The 15,635-nt window shown below is 70.5% G+C and carries 14 protein-coding genes and 1 riboswitch; of the genes, 3 read left to right on the plus strand and 11 right to left on the minus strand.

Annotated elements, in window-relative coordinates:
- Nucleotides 1-68 precede the first annotated feature (68 nt).
- The 5 genes from tsaD to DEIMA_RS09655 all read right to left on the minus strand — a co-directional run bounded on the left by tsaD (nucleotide 69) and on the right by DEIMA_RS09655 (nucleotide 3,043).
- The gene (tsaD, locus tag DEIMA_RS09635) at nucleotides 69-1,058 is read right to left on the minus strand and encodes a tRNA (adenosine(37)-N6)-threonylcarbamoyltransferase complex transferase subunit TsaD (protein WP_013557064.1); all 990 of its coding nucleotides are present in this window, start codon (nucleotides 1,056-1,058) and stop codon (nucleotides 69-71) included.
- A 54-nt stretch (nucleotides 1,059-1,112) separates the two neighbouring features.
- Nucleotides 1,113-1,379 carry a barstar family protein gene (locus DEIMA_RS09640; protein WP_013557065.1) on the minus strand — a complete coding sequence of 89 codons (267 nt, stop codon included), beginning with the start codon at nucleotides 1,377-1,379 and terminating at the stop codon, nucleotides 1,113-1,115.
- Nucleotides 1,376-1,777 carry a guanyl-specific ribonuclease gene (locus DEIMA_RS09645; RefSeq protein ID WP_013557066.1) on the minus strand — a complete coding sequence of 134 codons (402 nt, stop codon included), beginning with the start codon at nucleotides 1,775-1,777 and terminating at the stop codon, nucleotides 1,376-1,378. Before DEIMA_RS09645 ends, DEIMA_RS09640 begins: the two co-directional genes overlap by 4 nt.
- A 23-nt stretch (nucleotides 1,778-1,800) precedes the next feature.
- Nucleotides 1,801-2,028: a hypothetical protein gene (locus DEIMA_RS09650; RefSeq protein ID WP_013557067.1), complete on the minus strand. Its 228-nt coding sequence runs from the start codon at nucleotides 2,026-2,028 to the stop codon at nucleotides 1,801-1,803.
- Between the two features lie 184 nt (nucleotides 2,029-2,212).
- On the minus strand, nucleotides 2,213-3,043 hold the full coding sequence (locus tag DEIMA_RS09655; RefSeq protein WP_013557068.1) for an undecaprenyl-diphosphate phosphatase: 831 nt from the start codon (nucleotides 3,041-3,043) through the stop codon (nucleotides 2,213-2,215).
- Nucleotides 3,044-3,154: 111 nt separating this feature from the next.
- Between DEIMA_RS09655 and DEIMA_RS09660 the strand changes: the two genes are divergently transcribed.
- Nucleotides 3,155-3,733 carry a hypothetical protein gene (locus DEIMA_RS09660; RefSeq protein WP_013557069.1) on the plus strand — a complete coding sequence of 193 codons (579 nt, stop codon included), beginning with the start codon at nucleotides 3,155-3,157 and terminating at the stop codon, nucleotides 3,731-3,733.
- 71 nt (nucleotides 3,734-3,804) lie between these two features.
- Here the strand turns inward: DEIMA_RS09660 and DEIMA_RS09665 are convergent, their stop codons facing one another.
- The 3 genes from DEIMA_RS09665 to ptsP are packed head-to-tail and all read right to left on the minus strand — an operon-like array spanning nucleotide 3,805 to nucleotide 9,071.
- Complete coding sequence (locus DEIMA_RS09665) at nucleotides 3,805-5,604, minus strand: PTS fructose-like transporter subunit IIB (protein WP_013557070.1); 1,800 nt, start codon at nucleotides 5,602-5,604, stop codon at nucleotides 3,805-3,807.
- Nucleotides 5,605-5,607: 3 nt separating this feature from the next.
- Nucleotides 5,608-6,564, minus strand: a complete 957-nt coding sequence (gene pfkB / locus DEIMA_RS09670) for a 1-phosphofructokinase (RefSeq protein WP_013557071.1) — start codon at nucleotides 6,562-6,564, stop codon at nucleotides 5,608-5,610.
- Nucleotides 6,561-9,071, minus strand: a complete 2,511-nt coding sequence (ptsP, locus tag DEIMA_RS09675) for a phosphoenolpyruvate--protein phosphotransferase (RefSeq protein ID WP_013557072.1) — start codon at nucleotides 9,069-9,071, stop codon at nucleotides 6,561-6,563. Before ptsP ends, pfkB begins: the two co-directional genes overlap by 4 nt.
- A 174-nt stretch (nucleotides 9,072-9,245) precedes the next feature.
- Here ptsP and DEIMA_RS09680 point away from each other — a divergent pair, with 174 nt between their 5' ends.
- Nucleotides 9,246-10,034, plus strand: coding sequence for a DeoR/GlpR family DNA-binding transcription regulator (locus DEIMA_RS09680; protein ID WP_013557073.1), 789 nt, complete (start codon nucleotides 9,246-9,248; stop codon nucleotides 10,032-10,034).
- A 3-nt stretch (nucleotides 10,035-10,037) separates the two neighbouring features.
- On the opposite strand, the gene DEIMA_RS09685 is transcribed toward DEIMA_RS09680, so the two are convergent.
- The 3 genes from DEIMA_RS09685 to DEIMA_RS09695 form a co-directional block, all read right to left on the minus strand.
- Entirely contained in the window at nucleotides 10,038-11,171 is a 1,134-nt protein-coding gene (locus DEIMA_RS09685) for a sensor histidine kinase (RefSeq protein WP_013557074.1), read from the minus strand.
- 487 nt (nucleotides 11,172-11,658) lie between these two features.
- Complete coding sequence (gene sugE, locus DEIMA_RS09690; RefSeq protein ID WP_013557075.1) at nucleotides 11,659-11,979, minus strand: quaternary ammonium compound efflux SMR transporter SugE; 321 nt, start codon at nucleotides 11,977-11,979, stop codon at nucleotides 11,659-11,661.
- Nucleotides 11,980-11,997: 18 nt separating this feature from the next.
- Nucleotides 11,998-12,067: riboswitch (guanidine-III (ykkC-III) riboswitch) on the minus strand.
- Nucleotides 12,068-12,244: 177 nt separating this feature from the next.
- Entirely contained in the window at nucleotides 12,245-14,551 is a 2,307-nt protein-coding gene (locus DEIMA_RS09695; protein ID WP_013557076.1) for an ATP-dependent helicase, read from the minus strand.
- Nucleotides 14,552-14,677: 126 nt separating this feature from the next.
- On the opposite strand from DEIMA_RS09695, the gene DEIMA_RS09700 reads away from it, so the two are divergent.
- The gene (locus DEIMA_RS09700) at nucleotides 14,678-15,622 is read left to right on the plus strand and encodes a ferritin-like domain-containing protein (RefSeq protein ID WP_013557077.1); all 945 of its coding nucleotides are present in this window, start codon (nucleotides 14,678-14,680) and stop codon (nucleotides 15,620-15,622) included.
- The last annotated feature ends 13 nt before the right edge of the window (nucleotides 15,623-15,635 follow it).

Genomic DNA, 15,635 nt, shown 5'->3' on the forward strand with positions numbered 1-15,635 from the left:
CGCCCGCGCCTCAGGCGCAGGGGGAACCCCCACGCGAGGACGCTCCCCCGTTCCCGCGCTCCCTGAACTCAGGCGTTCGCGAGGGGAGCGTAGGCCGTTGCGCCCGCGCTGAGATCACTGGGGGCGCGCCCCGCGCGAATGGCCGCCGCGCCGGCCAGAGCGATCATCGCGCCGTTGTCGGTGTTCAGACCCTTGCCCGGGAACACCACGTTCAGGCCCGTCGCGGCGAATGCCGCCCGCAACGCACGGTTCGCCGCCACCCCGCCCGACACGACCACCGTGCGGCGCCCGTGGTGCTCGGCCGCCCGCACGGTGGTCTTCACGAGGCTGCGCACAACCGTCCGCTCGAAACTCGCCGCGAGGTCCTCGGGGTTCACGCCGCGCTGCGTGGCGAGCAGCGCGGCCGTCTTCAGCCCGCTGAAGCTGAACTCGAACCCGCTCTGCCCTTGCAGCGGCTCCTTGAGCGGCACGGCGTCCGGGTTGCCGCGCTCGGCCGCCGCGCTGATGGCCGGGCCGCCCGGGTACCCCAGGCCGCACAGGCGCGCGACCTTGTCGAACGCCTCCCCTGCCGCGTCGTCACGCGTGGCGCCCACGAGGACGTACGCCCCCTCGCGCGGCACGTCGAACAGGTGCGTGTGCCCGCCGCTCACGACGAGCGCGAGGTACGGCGCGCGCAGGTCCGCCTCGCTCGCCGCCGCGTAGATGTGCCCCTCCAGGTGGTGCGCAGCGTAGAACGGCACGCTCAGGCCCTGCGCGAGGCCCTTGCCGTAGCTCAGGCCGACCAACAGTGCGCCCATCAGGCCCGGCCCGTTCGTGGCGGCCACCGCGCCGAGGTCCGCCACGCGGACGCCCGCCTCGTTCAGGGCGTCCTCCAGGACAGCGTCAATACGTTCCACGTGTTCGCGCGACGCGAGCTCGGGCATCACGCCGCCGTAGGTCGCGTGGATCGCCTGCGACCACACGCGGTTCGCGCGCACGCGCACCTGCCCGGCGTCCGTGAGTTCCACGACGCCGACGCCGGTGTCGTCGCAGCTGGTGTCAATGCCCAGAATCAGCACGCGGGGCAGTGTAGCAGGCGCGCCCGCCCGCAACGGTAACGCGGGGCGGCGGTGCTACCGCTCGTCCTCGATGACGACCGGCAGGCACGCGTCCCGGAGCACGTCGCGCAGGAGCGCCGCCATGTCCGGCGAGCGGTGCTCGAATGCCGCGAGGCCCCGCACGGTCAGGGTCGCGCCGTCCGGCCACAGGGCCGCGTCGCACAGCACGTCCGCGAGGGCGTCCCAGTTGTCCCCGAAGTACCCGGGCAGCGGCAGGTCCCGGCGCGCGGCGCGCATCAGGTCCGCGCGTCCACGCGCCCGGGACACGTCCAGGACGATCACGGTTCCACCCGCGCGAAGCTCGCGTAATGGTCCGCGGTGTAGTAGCACTCCAGACGGGGCGCGCACACGAGACGCCGCGCGCCCCGGTCGCGCTCGCCGGGCGTGCGGACGGTGTACTCGCGGTACGTGCCGCGCGGCCGGGCGGGAAGCAGGCGCTCGCGGTTCCCGAACACCTGGCCGTCCTGCGCGTGCGGGAAGGGCCCGCCCGCGCGGATCAGCGTGAACGTGCGGCGCGCTTCGGGCGGGAGCGTCTGCAGCGCCACGATGGGGAGGCCGCTCTCGGCGTCCGTCCGGGCCTGCCGGTTCGGGCTCTGGCAGGCGGTGAGCGTCACGAGCAGGGCAAGCAGGAGCGCGCCGCCCCACCGGGGGGCGCGCGTGGTCGGGCGATGGCTGCTCATGCGGGAGGCCTCACCATGGCGGGTCAGGCGGTGCGGACGATGGTGTACGTGACGCCGTCGAGTTCCGCCTCGCCACGCTCGGGCGTGACGGAATCGCCGATCAGGCGCCACGTCAGCTCCATGCCCGCCAGCGCTTCGCAGGCGGCCTTGGCCTCGCGGAAGTCACCGGCGGTGCCGCGCCCCTGCGGGTCGGTGGCTGTGCGGTCGTGGGCGTCGTGCATGGGCGTGCGGCCAGTCGTGTATTCGTACATGCCTCAACCCTACGTTCCGCCTGCGTTCGGCTGCACTCAGGGTCCTTTTAGAGTTCGCGGACCGCGTGGGCACACGGAGGGCGCGCCTGCGTACGCGCCCCGTGTGCCCGCGCTCCTCAACCCGGAGTCGACGCTGCAGCGCGGCGCCCGCTCCTGGGGGCGGGCGCCGCGCTGCACGTGCGCTTTACACGCGGATGGTGTCGTGAATGACGCCCGTGGCGATCAGCGCGAGGATGACGGCGCCCGCGATGATGCGGTAGATCGCGAACCCCTTGAAGTCGTGCTTGCTGACGTACTGCAGCAGCCACCCGATGGCGAAGTACGCGACGACGAAGCTGGTGATGAAGCCGATGGCGACGCTGCCCATGCCGATCTCGCCGAGCACGTCGCGGTTGCGGATGAAGTCCACGAGGGCCGCGCCGCCCAGCGTCGGAATGCCGAGGTAGAAGCTGAATTTCGTGGCGGTCGGGCGGTCCAGGCCCATGAGCATGCCGCCCAGGATGCTGCTGGCGCTGCGCGAGAACCCGGGCCACAGCAGCGCCAGGCACTGCGCCGCGCCGATCAGGAACGCCTTGCCAACGCCGATTTCCTTGAGTTCCCGCACGCGCGCCTGGCGGGGCCGCAGCTCAATGAGGTACATCAGGATGCCGCCGACGATCAGCGCCCACGCCACGACGGTCGGCCGGAACAGCACCTCCTTGATCTTGCTGCTGAACAGCACGCCGAGCATCAGCGCGGGGAGGCACGCGGCGACGACGCCTGCCCAGAGGCGCTGCGTCGGCTGGTCGTGGCCGATCACGCGCGCCTGCCCGAGCAGGTCGCGGGCGTAGTACACGAGCACCGCGAGAATCGCGCCGCCCTGAATGACGACCTCGAAAGTGTCCCCGGCGGCTTTGCTCCAGTCGGGTTTGAGGAGGTCACCGGTCACGATCAGGTGGCCGGTGCTGCTGATCGGGAGGAATTCGGTGACGCCCTCCACGATCCCTTGAATGATGGCGATCAACCAGTTTTCCACGCCCCGCAGAGTACCGCGCCGCGCGCCTGCGGCGGTCTCTGCCCCGGGATATACCCCTTCGTGAAGGCGGCGCGAAGGCACACCCGGGCGGGCGGGCGGTACGCTCCACGCATGAGCGACCCCACCTCCCACACGAACGCCGGCGATCAGGCGGCGCTGCAGGCGCGCGCGCAGTACACGCAGGACGAGTGGTTCAAGATCATGAACGGCCCGGGACGCGCGGGCGTCATGGTGATCGCCGCCGGGCCGAGCGGCATCACGGGCGTCCTCGCGGAAATGCAGGAGGTCGCGCTGAGCCTGCAGGAGGGCACGCGCGGCCTAGACGCGCCGCCGCTGCTGCGTGCCATGCGGGACGCGCTCACGAACACCAGCCCCGAGGAGGTCAAGGCGCTGCGGGACGCGCAGCCGCACGAGCGCGCGCGGAATACGGAGGACCTGAAGGCGCAGGCGCGTGACGGCCTCCGGCAGGCGGCGTGGCTCGTGAGCGCCAAGAGCAGCCCTGAGGACGCGGCGGCGTACAAGCAGCTGATCGTGACGACGGCGGAGCGCGTGGCCGCCGCCGCGAAGGAGGGCGGGTTCCTGGGCATCGGCGGCGTGCAGGTGAGCGAGGGCGAGAAGGCCGCGATCGAGGACATCCGGCATCTGCTGGGCCTGAGCGGCAGTGCCGACGCGGGCGTGCCGGGCGCCTGACGCGGCGGCCTACGGCGCAGAACCGCAGGGAGCGGGGAGGCACGCTCGCCTCCCCGCTCCCTCTTGGGTCTTCAGTCTACGGCGTTGGGCGTCGTGTCCGGCGAAGCCACGGGCGCGGGAGTCGCGCTCACGAGGGGTTTTTTCAGGACGCCGAGCAGCACCGTGCTGAGGATGGTCCCCGCGATGATCGCCACGGCGTACATGCCGACGTGCGTGACGGCGTTCGGGATGAACATGACGAAGATGCCGCCGTGCGGGGCGCGCAGCTGGCACCCAGCGGCCATGCTGATGGCGCCCGCCAGGGCCGAGCCGGCCACCATCGCCGGGATGACGCGCAGCGGGTCGCGCGCCGCGAACGGAATGGCGCCTTCGGTGATGAAGCTGATGCCGAGCACCGCGGCGGCCTTGCCGGCTTCGCGTTCGTCGGGCGTGAAGCGGTTCTTGAACAGCGTCGTGGCGAGCGCGATCGCCAGGGGCGGCGTCATGCCGGCGGCCATGGTGGCTGCAATCGGGCCGTAGACGTTGTTGCCGAGCAGGCCGGTGGAGAAGGTGTACGCGGCCTTGTTGATGGGGCCGCCCATGTCGAACGCCATCATGCCGCCGAGGACCGCGCCGAGCAGGCCGGCGCTGCTCTGCCCGAGGCCCTGCAGCCACGCGGTCATGCCTTTGAGGGCCGCGGCGACGGGCGTGCCGACGACGTAGATCATCAGGAGGCCCACGCCGAGCGTGCCGAGCAGCGGGAGCAGCAGGGTCGGTTTGAGGCCCTCAAGGGTGCGGGGCAGGCGGATGCTGCGGTTCAGCCACTTCACGAGGTACCCGGCGATGAAGCCCGCCGCGATGCCGCCCAGGAAGCCGCTGCCGGTCGTGCCGGCGAGGAACCCGCCGACGAGGCCGGGAGCGAGGCCGGGCCGGTCGGCGATGGAGTACGCGATGTACCCGGCGAGGACGGGCACGAACAGCCCGAACGCGCCTTTCGCGCCGATCTGGAAGAGGTTGTAGCCGAGGGTGCCGGCGTACTTCTCGTCGTAGATGAAGATGCCCTGGTCGCCGTACTGGAAGGACCCGATGGCGAACGCGAGGGCGATGAGCAGGCCGCCGGCGACGACGAGCGGCAGCATGTGCGACACGCCCGTCATGAGGTCCTTGTAGATGCCGCCCACGCCGGGGCGGGCCGCTTTGGCGTCCTGGATGGCGTCCGCGTAGGTGGGGGTCGCGCCGTGGGGTTTCGCTTCGGCGAGGGCCGTCTGCACGAGCTGCTGGCCGTTGTGGATGGCGGGCTTCGTGCCGGTCTGGTACACGCGCTTCCCGGCGAAGCGGCTGAGGTCCACGTTCGTGTCGGCGGCGATGATGACGAGGTCGGCGTTCGCGACCTCCTCGGGCGTGAGGGCGTTACCGGCGCCCACGGACCCCTGCGTTTCGACGCGGACGTGGTGGCCGAGCGCTTTCGCGCCGTTCTCGAGGCCTTCGGCGGCCATGAAGGTATGCGCGATGCCGGTGGGGCACGCGGTGATGCCGACGATGCGCAGGCTGCCGCTGCTGGGCGCCGACGTGGGCGCGGCGACGGGGGTCGCTTCCCCGAGCGCGCGGTTCAGTACCCCTGCGGCGTCCCGGATGGCGTCGGCGGTGCGGGCGTCCACGACGCGTTTCCCGGCGAAGCGGTCGCGGTTCACGTGGGTGTCGGCTGCGAGGATGACCACGTCGGCGCGCGCGATGTCGGCGGCGCTCAGGGGCGTGCCGGCGCCTGCAGCCCCCTGCGCTTCGACGTGAATGTCGTGTCCGGCGCTCTGGGCGGCGCGGGTGAGCGCCTCGGCGGCCATGAAGGTGTGGGCGATACCCGTGGGGCACGCGGTGACGGCGACGATTCGGGCCATGATTCAAACCTCCTGGGCGTGGTCGGCGTTGCGGACGTCCACCTGCCGGGCGAATGCGGTGAGGGTTTCCGGGTCGGGCAGGTGCGCGCCGACGCGGGTGATGGCGCCGAGCGAGAAGCTGGTGGCGGCGCGGGCGGTGTCGTGCAGGGTCAGGGCGCGCGCGCGGGCGTTCACGAGGCCGGACAGCATGGCGTCGCCGGCGCCGACGGTGCTTTTCACGGCGACGCGTGGCGGGCGGGCCATTACCGCTTCGGCAGCAGTGACGAGCAGCGCGCCGCGTTCGCCCATGCTGACCGCGACGAGTTCCGCGCCGCGCGCGATCAGGGTGCGCGCGGCGGCGAGCAGGTCCGCGTCGCTCACGAGGTTGCGGTCGAGTGCGAACTTCAGCTCGTGAATGTTGGGCTTCAGGAGGTGCGGGAGGGCGCCCGCCTGCAGGGCCGCGCGCAGGGCCGCGCCGCTGGTGTCGAGCGCCACGGTGCGTCCGGCGGCGCGGAGCCGGGCCGTGAGCTGCACATAGAGGTCCTGCGGCGCGCCGGGCGGGAGGCTGCCCGCGAGGACGAACACGTCATGGTCCTCCGCGAGGGCGTCGAGGGTGCCCTGGAGGGCCTGCAGGTGCTCGTTGTTCGGGGTGAGGCCGGGGAGATTCAGGTCGGTGGTTTCCTGCGCGAGTTCGTCCACGACCTTCACGCCGATGCGGGTGGCGCCGGGCACGCGGATGAAGGCGTCGCGGACGCCCTTGTCGCGCAGGAGGGCCTCGAAGCGCTCCGGATTGTCGGCGCCGAGCAGGCCGGTGGCGGTGACGGTCATGCCGGCGTCCGCGAGGAACGACGCGACGTTCACGCCCTTGCCGCCCGCGTCGAATTGCGCGCCCTGCGCGGTGTTCACGTCGCCCTGCCGCCAGCCGTCCGCGCGGATGGTGAGGTCGAGGGCGGGGTTCAGGGTGACGGTGGCGACCTTCATGCCTGCACCTGCGCGGCGTTCAGGACGTCCGCGACGAGGCCGCGCACCTCCGCGGCGTCGTTCGCGGCGAGGGCGCGTTGCGCGAGCACCTGCAGGTCCGCCAGGCGCTGGGTGCGCAGCGCGGCTTTCACGGTGGGCACCTGCGGGGTGCTGACGCTGAGTTCGTGCACGCCGAGGCCGGCAAGGACGAGCGCGCCCGCCTCATCACCGGCGGCGCCGCCGCACACGCCCACCCACCGGCCGTGCGCGCGGGCGGCGCGGACGGTAAGGTCCACGGCGCGCAGCACGGCGGGGTGCAGGGCGTCTGCCTGGCGGGCGAGGACGGGGTGCAGGCGGTCCATCGCGAGGACGTACTGCGTGAGGTCGTTCGTGCCGATGCTGAAGAAATCCGCGTCGCGGGCGAGTTCGTCGGCGGTGAGGGCGGCGCTGGGCACCTCGATCATCAGGCCGAGCGGCACTTCGGGCGCGCCGAGTTCCGTGCGGACCTGCTCGGCGATGTTCCGGGCGCGGCGGAATTCGGCGGGCGTGGCGATCATCGGGAACATCACGCGGATGTTGCGGCCGCCGTCGCGCGCGGCGCGGTAGATGGCGCGCAGTTGCGGGAGGAACAGGTCGGGGCGTTCGAAGCACAAGCGGATGCCGCGCAGGCCGAGGAAGCTGTTATCCTCACGCTGAAGGCCGAGGTACGGGACGTCCTTGTCCCCGCCGATGTCGAGCGTGCGGATGATGAGGGGGTGCTCGCCGAGCGCCTCGCTCATGGCGAGGTACGCGGCGTACTGGTCGTCTTCGCTCGGGGCGCTATCCGCTTCGAGGAACAGGAATTCGGTGCGCATCAGGCCGACGCCTTCGGCGCCTGCGTCGAGCGCGGCCGGCGCGGCGTTCGCGCGGTTGATGTTCGCGGCGACCTCGACGGTGTGGCCGTCGAGGGTGGTGGCGCGCTGGTGGCGGGCGGCGCGGGCGGCCTGCGCGGCGCGGTGCTGCGCGGCCTGGTGTTCGCGGGCGGAGGCGAGGTCGGCGTCGCTGGGGTTGAGGTACACGAACCCGGCGTCGCCGTCCACGATGCAGGGGGTGCCGTCGGGCACGGTGAGCAGGGCGTCGCCGGCGCCGACGACGGCGGGCAGGCCGAGGCCGCGCGCGATGATGGCGGTGTGCGAGGTGGGGCCGCCCTGCGCGGTGCACAGCGCGAGCACCTGCTGCGGGTCGAGGGTGGCGGTGTCGCCGGGCGCGAGGTCCGGGGCGAGCAGCACGACCGGCGCGCCCGCCTGCATGGGCGTCTGGGGTTCGACGCCGAGGAGGTGGCGGACGACGCGGCGGGTGACGTCGCTGAGGTCGGCGGCGCGCGCGGCGAGGGTCGGGTCGTCGAGGCGGGCCATGGCCTGCGCGCGGTCCTGCCCGGCGGTGTACACGGCGTGGGCAGCGCTGGCGCCATCGAGGATGCGGGCGGTGGCGTCGCGGAGGAGGTCCGGGTCCTGCACGAGCGTGGCGTGCGCGTCGAAGATGGCGGCGCGGTCGGCGGCGCCGCGCGCGCGCAGGTCGGCGGCGAGCGCGCCAAGGTCGCGGAGGGTCGCGTCCAGGGCGCGGTCAAGGTGGGTGCCTTCGGTAAGGGCGTCGCTGCCGTGTTCGGGGACGGTCAGGTCCTGCTGGCGGTGCTGGCGGGTGACGCCGATGGCGAGGCCGCCGGACGCGCCGAGGCCTTCGAGGGTGCTGGTCGGGGTGCGCGGGGTCCAGTCGGGCGCGCGGCGGGTGGGTGCGGCGCTCGGGAGCGGCGCGTTGAGGTCGTCGCCGAGGCCTCGGGCGATGGCGTCGCGGAGGGCGGTGAGGGTGGCGTCCGCGCCGGGCGCGTCGGTGCTGAGGACCAGTTCGCTGCCGCGGCGCGCGCCGAGCTGCAGGAGTTGCATGATGCTGCTGGCGTCGGCGGTGCGGTCGCCGACGCGGATCTGCACGTGGGTCCCACTCGCCTGCGCGAGTTTGGCGAGGACGCTGGCGGGACGGGCGTGCATGCCCATGGGGTTGGGGAGGGTGACGGTCAGCGCGTGCGGCAGGTCGCGGGGCGCCGGGGAGGGCGCGTCGGCGGGGGCGGTGCCGGTGAGGGCGGTGATGATGTCGGCGGCGTGGGTGGTGCGCGTGAGGTGTTCGGCCTGGGCAGGATCGGCGAGGACGCGAGTGAGTCGGCGGAGGACTTCGATGTGTTCGTCGCCCTGCGCGGCGATCCCGACGATCAGGTGCGCGCGTTCGCCGTTGTCGCCCCAGGGGACGCCGGCGGGCACCTGGAGGACAGCGATGCCGGTGTGGCGGACGAGGTGTTTGGTGCCGGGGGTGCCGTGGGGAATGGCGACGCCGCTGCCGATGTAGGTATTGGCGGTGCGTTCGCGGTCGAGCATGCCTTCGGCGTAGTCGGGGTGGATGTTCCCGGCGTGGGCGAGGAGGGCGGCGACGTCGCGGATCGCCTGGGTTTTGTCGGCGGTGTGCGCGCCGAGCTGCACGAGGTTCGAGGAGAGTTCGAGCATGGGGCCCCCTGAAGTGAGCGTCGGCGCCTTTGCGCAGACTTGACGAATTCTGGTGAATTCTGAGCAATTTTGATCATAGTCCTGTCTGTCGGCGATTGCAAGCCAGGGGCAGAAGCTCGCCTCAAGCCCTCCAGCACGGCCTCCGCACCCTGCTAGACTCCTCCCAGGAACTGCATGACCCAGCCGCTCGCCGAAGAACGCCACGCCCAGATCCTCAGCCTCCTGATGCAACGCGGCTCATGCCGCACCACCGAGATCGTCGACCGGCTGGGCATCAGCGGCAGCACCGTCCGGCGCGACCTCGACCTGCTCGCCGAACGCGGCCTGATCCGCAAAGTCCACGGCGGCGCCATCATCAACAGCCAGGACCAGGTGTACCAGGAGCGCCAGACCCTCGGGCAACGCGAGAAAGAACGCATCGGACAGCTCGCCCTCACGCTCCTCGCCCCCGGCCAGATCCTGTACCTCGACGCCGGCACCACCGCCCTGCAAGTCGCCCTCGCCCTCAAACGCACGCCCGCCCTCACGCGGACGCTGCGCGTCGTCACGCACGGCATCAACGTCGCGTACGAACTGAACGGCGAGTGCCAGTTGATGGTCATCGGCGGCGAAAACTACGGCAGCACCTACAGCCTCGTCGGCCCGGACGCCCTCTCCATCATCGAGCGCTACAGCTACGACGTGTTCCTCGTCGGATGCACCAGCATCGACCCGGCGCGCGGCCTCACCAACAGCAACCTCATCGAAGCGCAGCAGAAAACCGCCATCATGGCCCGCGCGCGCCAGAGCGTCCTGATCGCGGACCACAGCAAATGGAACGTCCCCGGCTTCGCGACGTTCGCCGCGCTGAGCGACGTGCGCACCTGGGTGACGGACGCCGCCCCACCCGACGCCCGCACGCACTTCGAGCGCGCCGGCGTGCGCGTCCTCGACGAACGCCCTGCCCAACCCCCACAACCCTGAGCGTCACTCCAGCACGGTGGGCCGCTTGGGCCACGCGAACCAGAACGTCGCGCCCACATCCACCTTGCCTTCCGCCCAGCAGCGCCCACCCACCCGCTCGCACAAGCGGCGGACGTTCGCGAGGCCGATACCGCTGCCCTCGTACGTCGTGGTCGAATGCAACCGCCCGAACAGCCGGAACAGCTTGTCGCGCTGCCGCATGTTGAACCCGGCGCCGTTGTCGGCCACGCCAATGTGGTACTCCGTGTCCGTTTCGCGCGCCACGATATGGACCTGCGCTGTTTCCCGCAACTTCGTGAACTTCAGGGCGTTCGCGATGTACTCTTCGAGGATCAGCATAAGCGCCTGACTGTCGCCCTCCACGACCGGCAGGGCCTCACAGACCACGTCCACCTTCCGGTCCGCCATGGCCGCGCGCTCCTTTTTCAACACTTCACGCAGCACGACGTTCAGGTCCACCGGCCGCAACCGCAGCCGTAACCGGCGGCCCTGCATGTACCGGTCCAGTGACGCGCTCAGCGCGAAAACCGCCTGAATGGCCCGCTCGGTCTGCTCCAGCGCCCGCCCCCCCACGCCGTCCACGTCACCGACGCTCTTCCGCAGCAGGGACACGAAATTGACGGCGCGCGCCACCGGTAGGTTCAACTGCTGCAGGAAGCTGGTGATGATCCCCTCCAGTTCCTCGTTCAGGGCGCGGATCTTCACGCGTTGCGCCTGCACCTGCGCGTCCAGCGTCGTGGTCGTGTCCAGCAACGTCCGGTGCGCGCTCTTGAACGCGCTCACGTCCGTGGCGACCACCTGCCACGCGGGCGCGTCACCCGCCCCGGCGGCCACGTCCAGAAGCACGTCCAGCGTCGCCCCATCCGGGCCCAGCAGTTGCGTCTCCACGCGCTGCCGGCCAGCCCCCTCGACGGGCCGCGCCAGGAGCGCCGCCACCGGCGCCTGCGACTTCGTGGGAATCAACGCCGAGAACGCCCGGCCCACCACGCCCTCAGCCGTGACGCCCAGCAACGCCAGCCCGGCCGGGTTGACGTCCTGCACGCGACCCTGCGCGCTCAGGATGAAGCAGGCGGCGGGCAGCGTCGTGAACGCGTCATGGTGTGGGGGAGCCGGAAGTCCAAATCGATCATCACTCATCAGAGAAAAAACCTTTCTGGCCGGGGCGCTGCCCTGCACGGCGGCAGGCAACGGCGCAACACCCCACAGTAGCCCTGCCCGCCACCCGCCTGCCCCTTGCTCAAGAGTGCCTGAAGGCCAGAGAGCCGCGCTGAACGGCGTCCAGAAAGGCTCGTCGGGACGCCTGACGGCGCGCACCACGGGTCCCGCACGTCGGTCACCCCCACTGCCAGAAACCGGGAAGCACGACGCACCGGGGAGGTTCAGCTGCCCGCGCCCCGGCGCTCTCCCCTCCCTCACTGGGCCGCAGACTCGCCCGCCGCCGAGCGTCCCCTGCCTGAACTCAAAAAAGCGGCCCGAGGAGGCCGCTGATGGAACCCAGAATCACGCCATATGCATGAAGGGTCAACTTCATGCAGCCTGTGTCGGCGGCCCCACCACCGCCCGTCCAGCGCGCCGCACCATCAGGCCCGGCCGAATCGGCGCGCCACCCGGCAGGCCTGCGGCGTCAGTGACCGCTGGTGGCTTTGAGGCCCACGATGGCGACGATCATCATGCCGAGAAAGGCCAGGCGCGCAGGGGTCGCCGGCTCCTTGAACAGGACGATGCCCAGGACCGCCGCGCCGACCGCGCCGATGCCCACCCAGATGCCGTACGCCGTGCCGATCGGCAGTGTCTTGGCGGCCACGCCCAGCAGGCTCATGCTGGCAATCATGCTGCCGAGCGTCAGCAGGGTCGGCACGACCCGCGTGAACCCCTCGGTGTACTTCAGCCCGATAGCCCAACCGACTTCCAGAATGCCCGCAATGATCAACAGCGTCCACGCCATGACATGACACCTCCATGTGTCACGCCGTCTTGTCTTGACCGGGTACGGCGGTGCTCTCGTCCGGGCGTGGCGCCTGCACACGCGAGCGCCACAACGCCCTGGAGTGTACGCAGGCAGGCCGCGTGGTGGGTGAGCAGGCGGTAAGCCGTGGGCGGGGGACCCGCGCGAGGCGAGCCCCGCGGGAAGCTACGCACGGTCACGTCCGCTCGTCACCGGCCATCAAGGCAGAGGCCGCCGGGGCGTCCGGCGGCCTCCCACGCGCGGCTTACACCTTCTGGAGGTTCGCGAACTTCACGATCAGTTTCTTCACGCCGGCGGACGCGAAGTGCACGGTGACTTCCTGCTTGTCGCCGACGCCGGCCACTGCGAGGACCTGCCCGTCGCCGAATTTCGGGTGCTTCACCTTCTCGCCGCCGCGGTACGCGAGTTCACTGGTGAGGGGGCTGGTGCCTTTCACGGCGGTGGGCGTGGGGGTGTTCATGTGGCGCGTGGCGGTCGGGCGGTAGTCCCGCCAGGTCTTCTGGGTGTACTCGACGACCTGGCCGTACTGGTCGACGCTCTCGAACCCCTGCCCGAGTTCCTCCAGGAAGCGGGAGTCCTCGGTGCTGTTCGTTTTGCCGTACTGCATGCGGTTCTGCGCGGCCGTGAGGTACAGGCGGTCCATGGCGCGCGTGATGCCGACGTAGAACAGCCGACGTTCCTCCTCCACACCGCCGGGTTCGATAAGGGCGTTCTTGCTGGGCAGCAGGCCCTCTTCGGTGCCGACGATGAACACGACGGGGAACTCCAGCCCTTTGGCGTTGTGGAGGGTCATGAGGGTGACGGCGTCCTCGGGGGCGTCCTTGTTCTCGGTTTTGGTGCGCATGTCGTCCACGCTGGAGAGCAGCGCGGCGTCGTCGAGGAAGTCGGCGATGGTGCCCTCGTGGTCCTGCGCCCACTCCTCGGCGGCGTTCACGAGTTCCTCGAGGTTCTCGATGCGCGCCTGGCCTTCGTTGTTGTTCTCGGCCTTGAGCATGTCGAGGTACCCGCTCGTTTCGATGAGGTAGCGCAGGAACGCGCCGGGACTGTACGCCTCGACGGCTTCGCTGAAGGCGTCCATGAGGTTCGCGAACTCCACGGCTTTGTTCGCGCCGCGCTCCAGGATCTGTTCGGCGTTGTGGCACGCGACGAGGATGGGGACCTTGTTGATGTTCGCCCATTCGATAAGTTTCGCGAGGGCGGTGTCGCCGATGCCGCGGCGGGGCCGGCCGATGATGCGGCGCAGGGCGACGTCGTCGGCGGGGTTGATGCTGAGGCGCGCGTATGACAGGATGTCGCGGATTTCGCGGCGGTCGTAGAAGCCGACGCCGCCGACGATTTTCGCGGGGATGTTCACGCGCCGCAGGGATTCCTCGATCACGCGCGACTGCGCGTTCGTGCGGTACAAGATGGCCATGTCGCTGAACTTGATGCCGCGGTGGTGGTGCAGGGTGATCTGCTCGGCGACGAAGTCGCCTTCGCCGCGGTGGTCGTTGGCGCGGTGGAACAGGACGGGCTCGCCGGAGTCCTTGACGGGCCGCAGGACCTTCTCGAGGCGTTCGGTGTTGTTCTCGATGAGTTTGTTGGCGAGGTTCAGGACGCGGGCGCTGGAGCGGTAGTTGTGCTCGAGGCGGTACACCTTGGCGTCCGGGTAGTCCTTCTGGAAGTCGAGGATGTTCTGGATGTCGGCGCCGCGGAAGCGGTAGATGCTCTGGTCGGGGTCGCCGACGACGAGGAGGTTCCGGTCGCGGGACGCGAGCAGGCGCGTGAGTTCGTACTGGGCTTTGTTGGTGTCCTGGTACTCGTCGACGTGGATGAAGAGCGCGCGGTCCTGTACGCGCTCGAGGACGCCGGGGACTTCCTTGAACAGGCGGACGGTTTCGGTGATGAGGTCGCCGAAGTCGATGGCGTTCTGCGCGCGTTTGCGGGCTTCGTAGCGGGTGTAGACCTCACTGGCGGCGTCCTTGCGGATGCCGCTGATGAACGGCTCCGGGTGGCGGAGCAGGTCGCCGGGCGTCCAGAGGTTGCTTTTGGCTTTGTCGAGGATGCTGCGCAGGACGCGCGGGTTGGTATCCGGGCCGAGGCCGGGAACGTTGCCGATCAGGTCCTTGAGGATGTCGAGTTGGTCGTCGTCGTCATAGATGACGAAGCCGCGTTTCAGGCCGATGTACTCGCCGTACGCGCGGAGGATGCGGACGCCGGCGCTGTGGAAGGTGCTCATCCAGAGCTGGTTGGCGCCTTGGACGAGGTGGCTGGCGCGTTCGCGCATTTCGGCGGCGGCCTTGTTGGTGAAGGTGACGGCGAGGATCTCGCCGGGGTGCACGTCGTAGTGCTGGATGAGGTGCGCGATGCGGTACACGAGGGTGCGTGTTTTGCCGCTGCCGGCGCCCGCGATGACCAGGGCGGGGCCGGTGTGGTGGTCGGCGGCCTGGGCCTGGTTCGGGTTGAGCTGCGCGAGAAGATCGGAGGGACTCACCTGGGGATTGTACCGCGCGGTTACGTCCGGGGCGTAAGGGTGTGGGCGGGGGTGCGACCGGAACCACAGCTTTTTCATCAAGCGTTAACGATCGTGAGCGCTGCACATCCACTTGGCAGTGGAACGCGAATGACTGGACGTCGGAGTGCAGGAGCGCGGGAGGTCCGCGGTTCAGGTCTGCGCCCGCATCTGGGAGGAACCACCATGTCGAACAGCAACATCAGCCGCCGTAAAGCCCTTGGAACGTTCGGTCTCGTCGGCGCGGGTGCCGTCCTGGGCGCCTGCGCGCCCGCGATGGCGGTCACGCCCCCCAAAGCGAACCTCGACGCGACCATCTTCAACTTCGCGCTGAACCTCGAGTACCTCGAAGCGGCGTTCTACCTCGCGGCGGTCGGTCGCCTGGGCGAACTCGACGCGGCGGGCGGCAGCAGCGCCCAGGTGATCCTCCCAGCGGGCTTCAACGGCAAGGACGGCGTGGGCATTGCGAGCCTCAGCCCCGAGATCCGCGCGCTCGCAAACGAGATCGCCACGGACGAACTCGCGCACGTGAAAGCCATTCGCGACAAGCTCGGCATCAACGCGGTCGCGCAGCCCCAGATTGACCTCGACGCGTCGTTCAAGGCGGCGGGCAAGGCGGCCTCCAACGGCGCCATCACCGGCTTCGACCCGTACGCGAACGAGCTGTTCTTCCTGCACGGCGCGTTCGTGTTCGAGGACGTCGGCGTGACGGCGTACAAGGGCGCGGCGCGCCTGCTGGTGGACGACAAAGCGGGCGGCAACCTCGAGAACGCGGCGGGCATCCTGGCGGTGGAGGCGTACCACGCGGGCGCCATCCGCACGCTGCTCAGCCAGCGCCGCACGCAGGCCGCCGCGGCGGGCCTGACCGTGGAGCAGGTCGTGCAGGCCATCAGCAACCTGCGCGACAACGTGGACGGCCCCAGTGACCTCGACCAGGGCATCTCCCCGGTGGGCACGGGCGCCAACGCCGCGTCGAACGTCGTCCCGACCGACGTGAATGGCATTGCGTTCAGCCGCACGCCCCGTCAGGTGGCGAACATCGTGCTGCTCGACACGACCGGCAAGGCGGCCACCGGTGGCTTCTTCCCGAAGGGCCTGAACGGCGACTTCAGCGCGATCCTCGCACTCTGAGCCCAGCCTCCCC

It is taken from the genome of Deinococcus maricopensis DSM 21211 (assembly GCF_000186385.1).
Lineage (GTDB): Bacteria > Deinococcota > Deinococci > Deinococcales > Deinococcaceae > Deinococcus_B > Deinococcus_B maricopensis.

What these genes read in the sequence shown, in the direction of transcription:
- DEIMA_RS09645 (WP_013557066.1), bottom strand. Translation starts at nt 1,777, where the DNA reads ATGAGCAGCCATCGCCCGACCACGCGCGCCCCCCGGTGGGGCGGCGCG.
- DEIMA_RS09650 (WP_013557067.1), bottom strand. Translation starts at nt 2,028, where the DNA reads ATGTACGAATACACGACTGGCCGCACGCCCATGCACGACGCCCACGAC.
- DEIMA_RS09660 (WP_013557069.1), top strand. Translation starts at nt 3,155, where the DNA reads ATGAGCGACCCCACCTCCCACACGAACGCCGGCGATCAGGCGGCGCTG.
- DEIMA_RS09665 (WP_013557070.1), bottom strand. Translation starts at nt 5,604, where the DNA reads ATGGCCCGAATCGTCGCCGTCACCGCGTGCCCCACGGGTATCGCCCAC.
- pfkB (WP_013557071.1), bottom strand. Translation starts at nt 6,564, where the DNA reads ATGAAGGTCGCCACCGTCACCCTGAACCCCGCCCTCGACCTCACCATC.
- ptsP (WP_013557072.1), bottom strand. Translation starts at nt 9,071, where the DNA reads ATGCTCGAACTCTCCTCGAACCTCGTGCAGCTCGGCGCGCACACCGCC.
- DEIMA_RS09680 (WP_013557073.1), top strand. Translation starts at nt 9,246, where the DNA reads ATGACCCAGCCGCTCGCCGAAGAACGCCACGCCCAGATCCTCAGCCTC.
- DEIMA_RS09685 (WP_013557074.1), bottom strand. Translation starts at nt 11,171, where the DNA reads ATGAGTGATGATCGATTTGGACTTCCGGCTCCCCCACACCATGACGCG.
- sugE (WP_013557075.1), bottom strand. Translation starts at nt 11,979, where the DNA reads ATGGCGTGGACGCTGTTGATCATTGCGGGCATTCTGGAAGTCGGTTGG.
- DEIMA_RS09695 (WP_013557076.1), bottom strand. Translation starts at nt 14,551, where the DNA reads ATGAAAAAGCTGTGGTTCCGGTCGCACCCCCGCCCACACCCTTACGCC.
- DEIMA_RS09700 (WP_013557077.1), top strand. Translation starts at nt 14,678, where the DNA reads ATGTCGAACAGCAACATCAGCCGCCGTAAAGCCCTTGGAACGTTCGGT.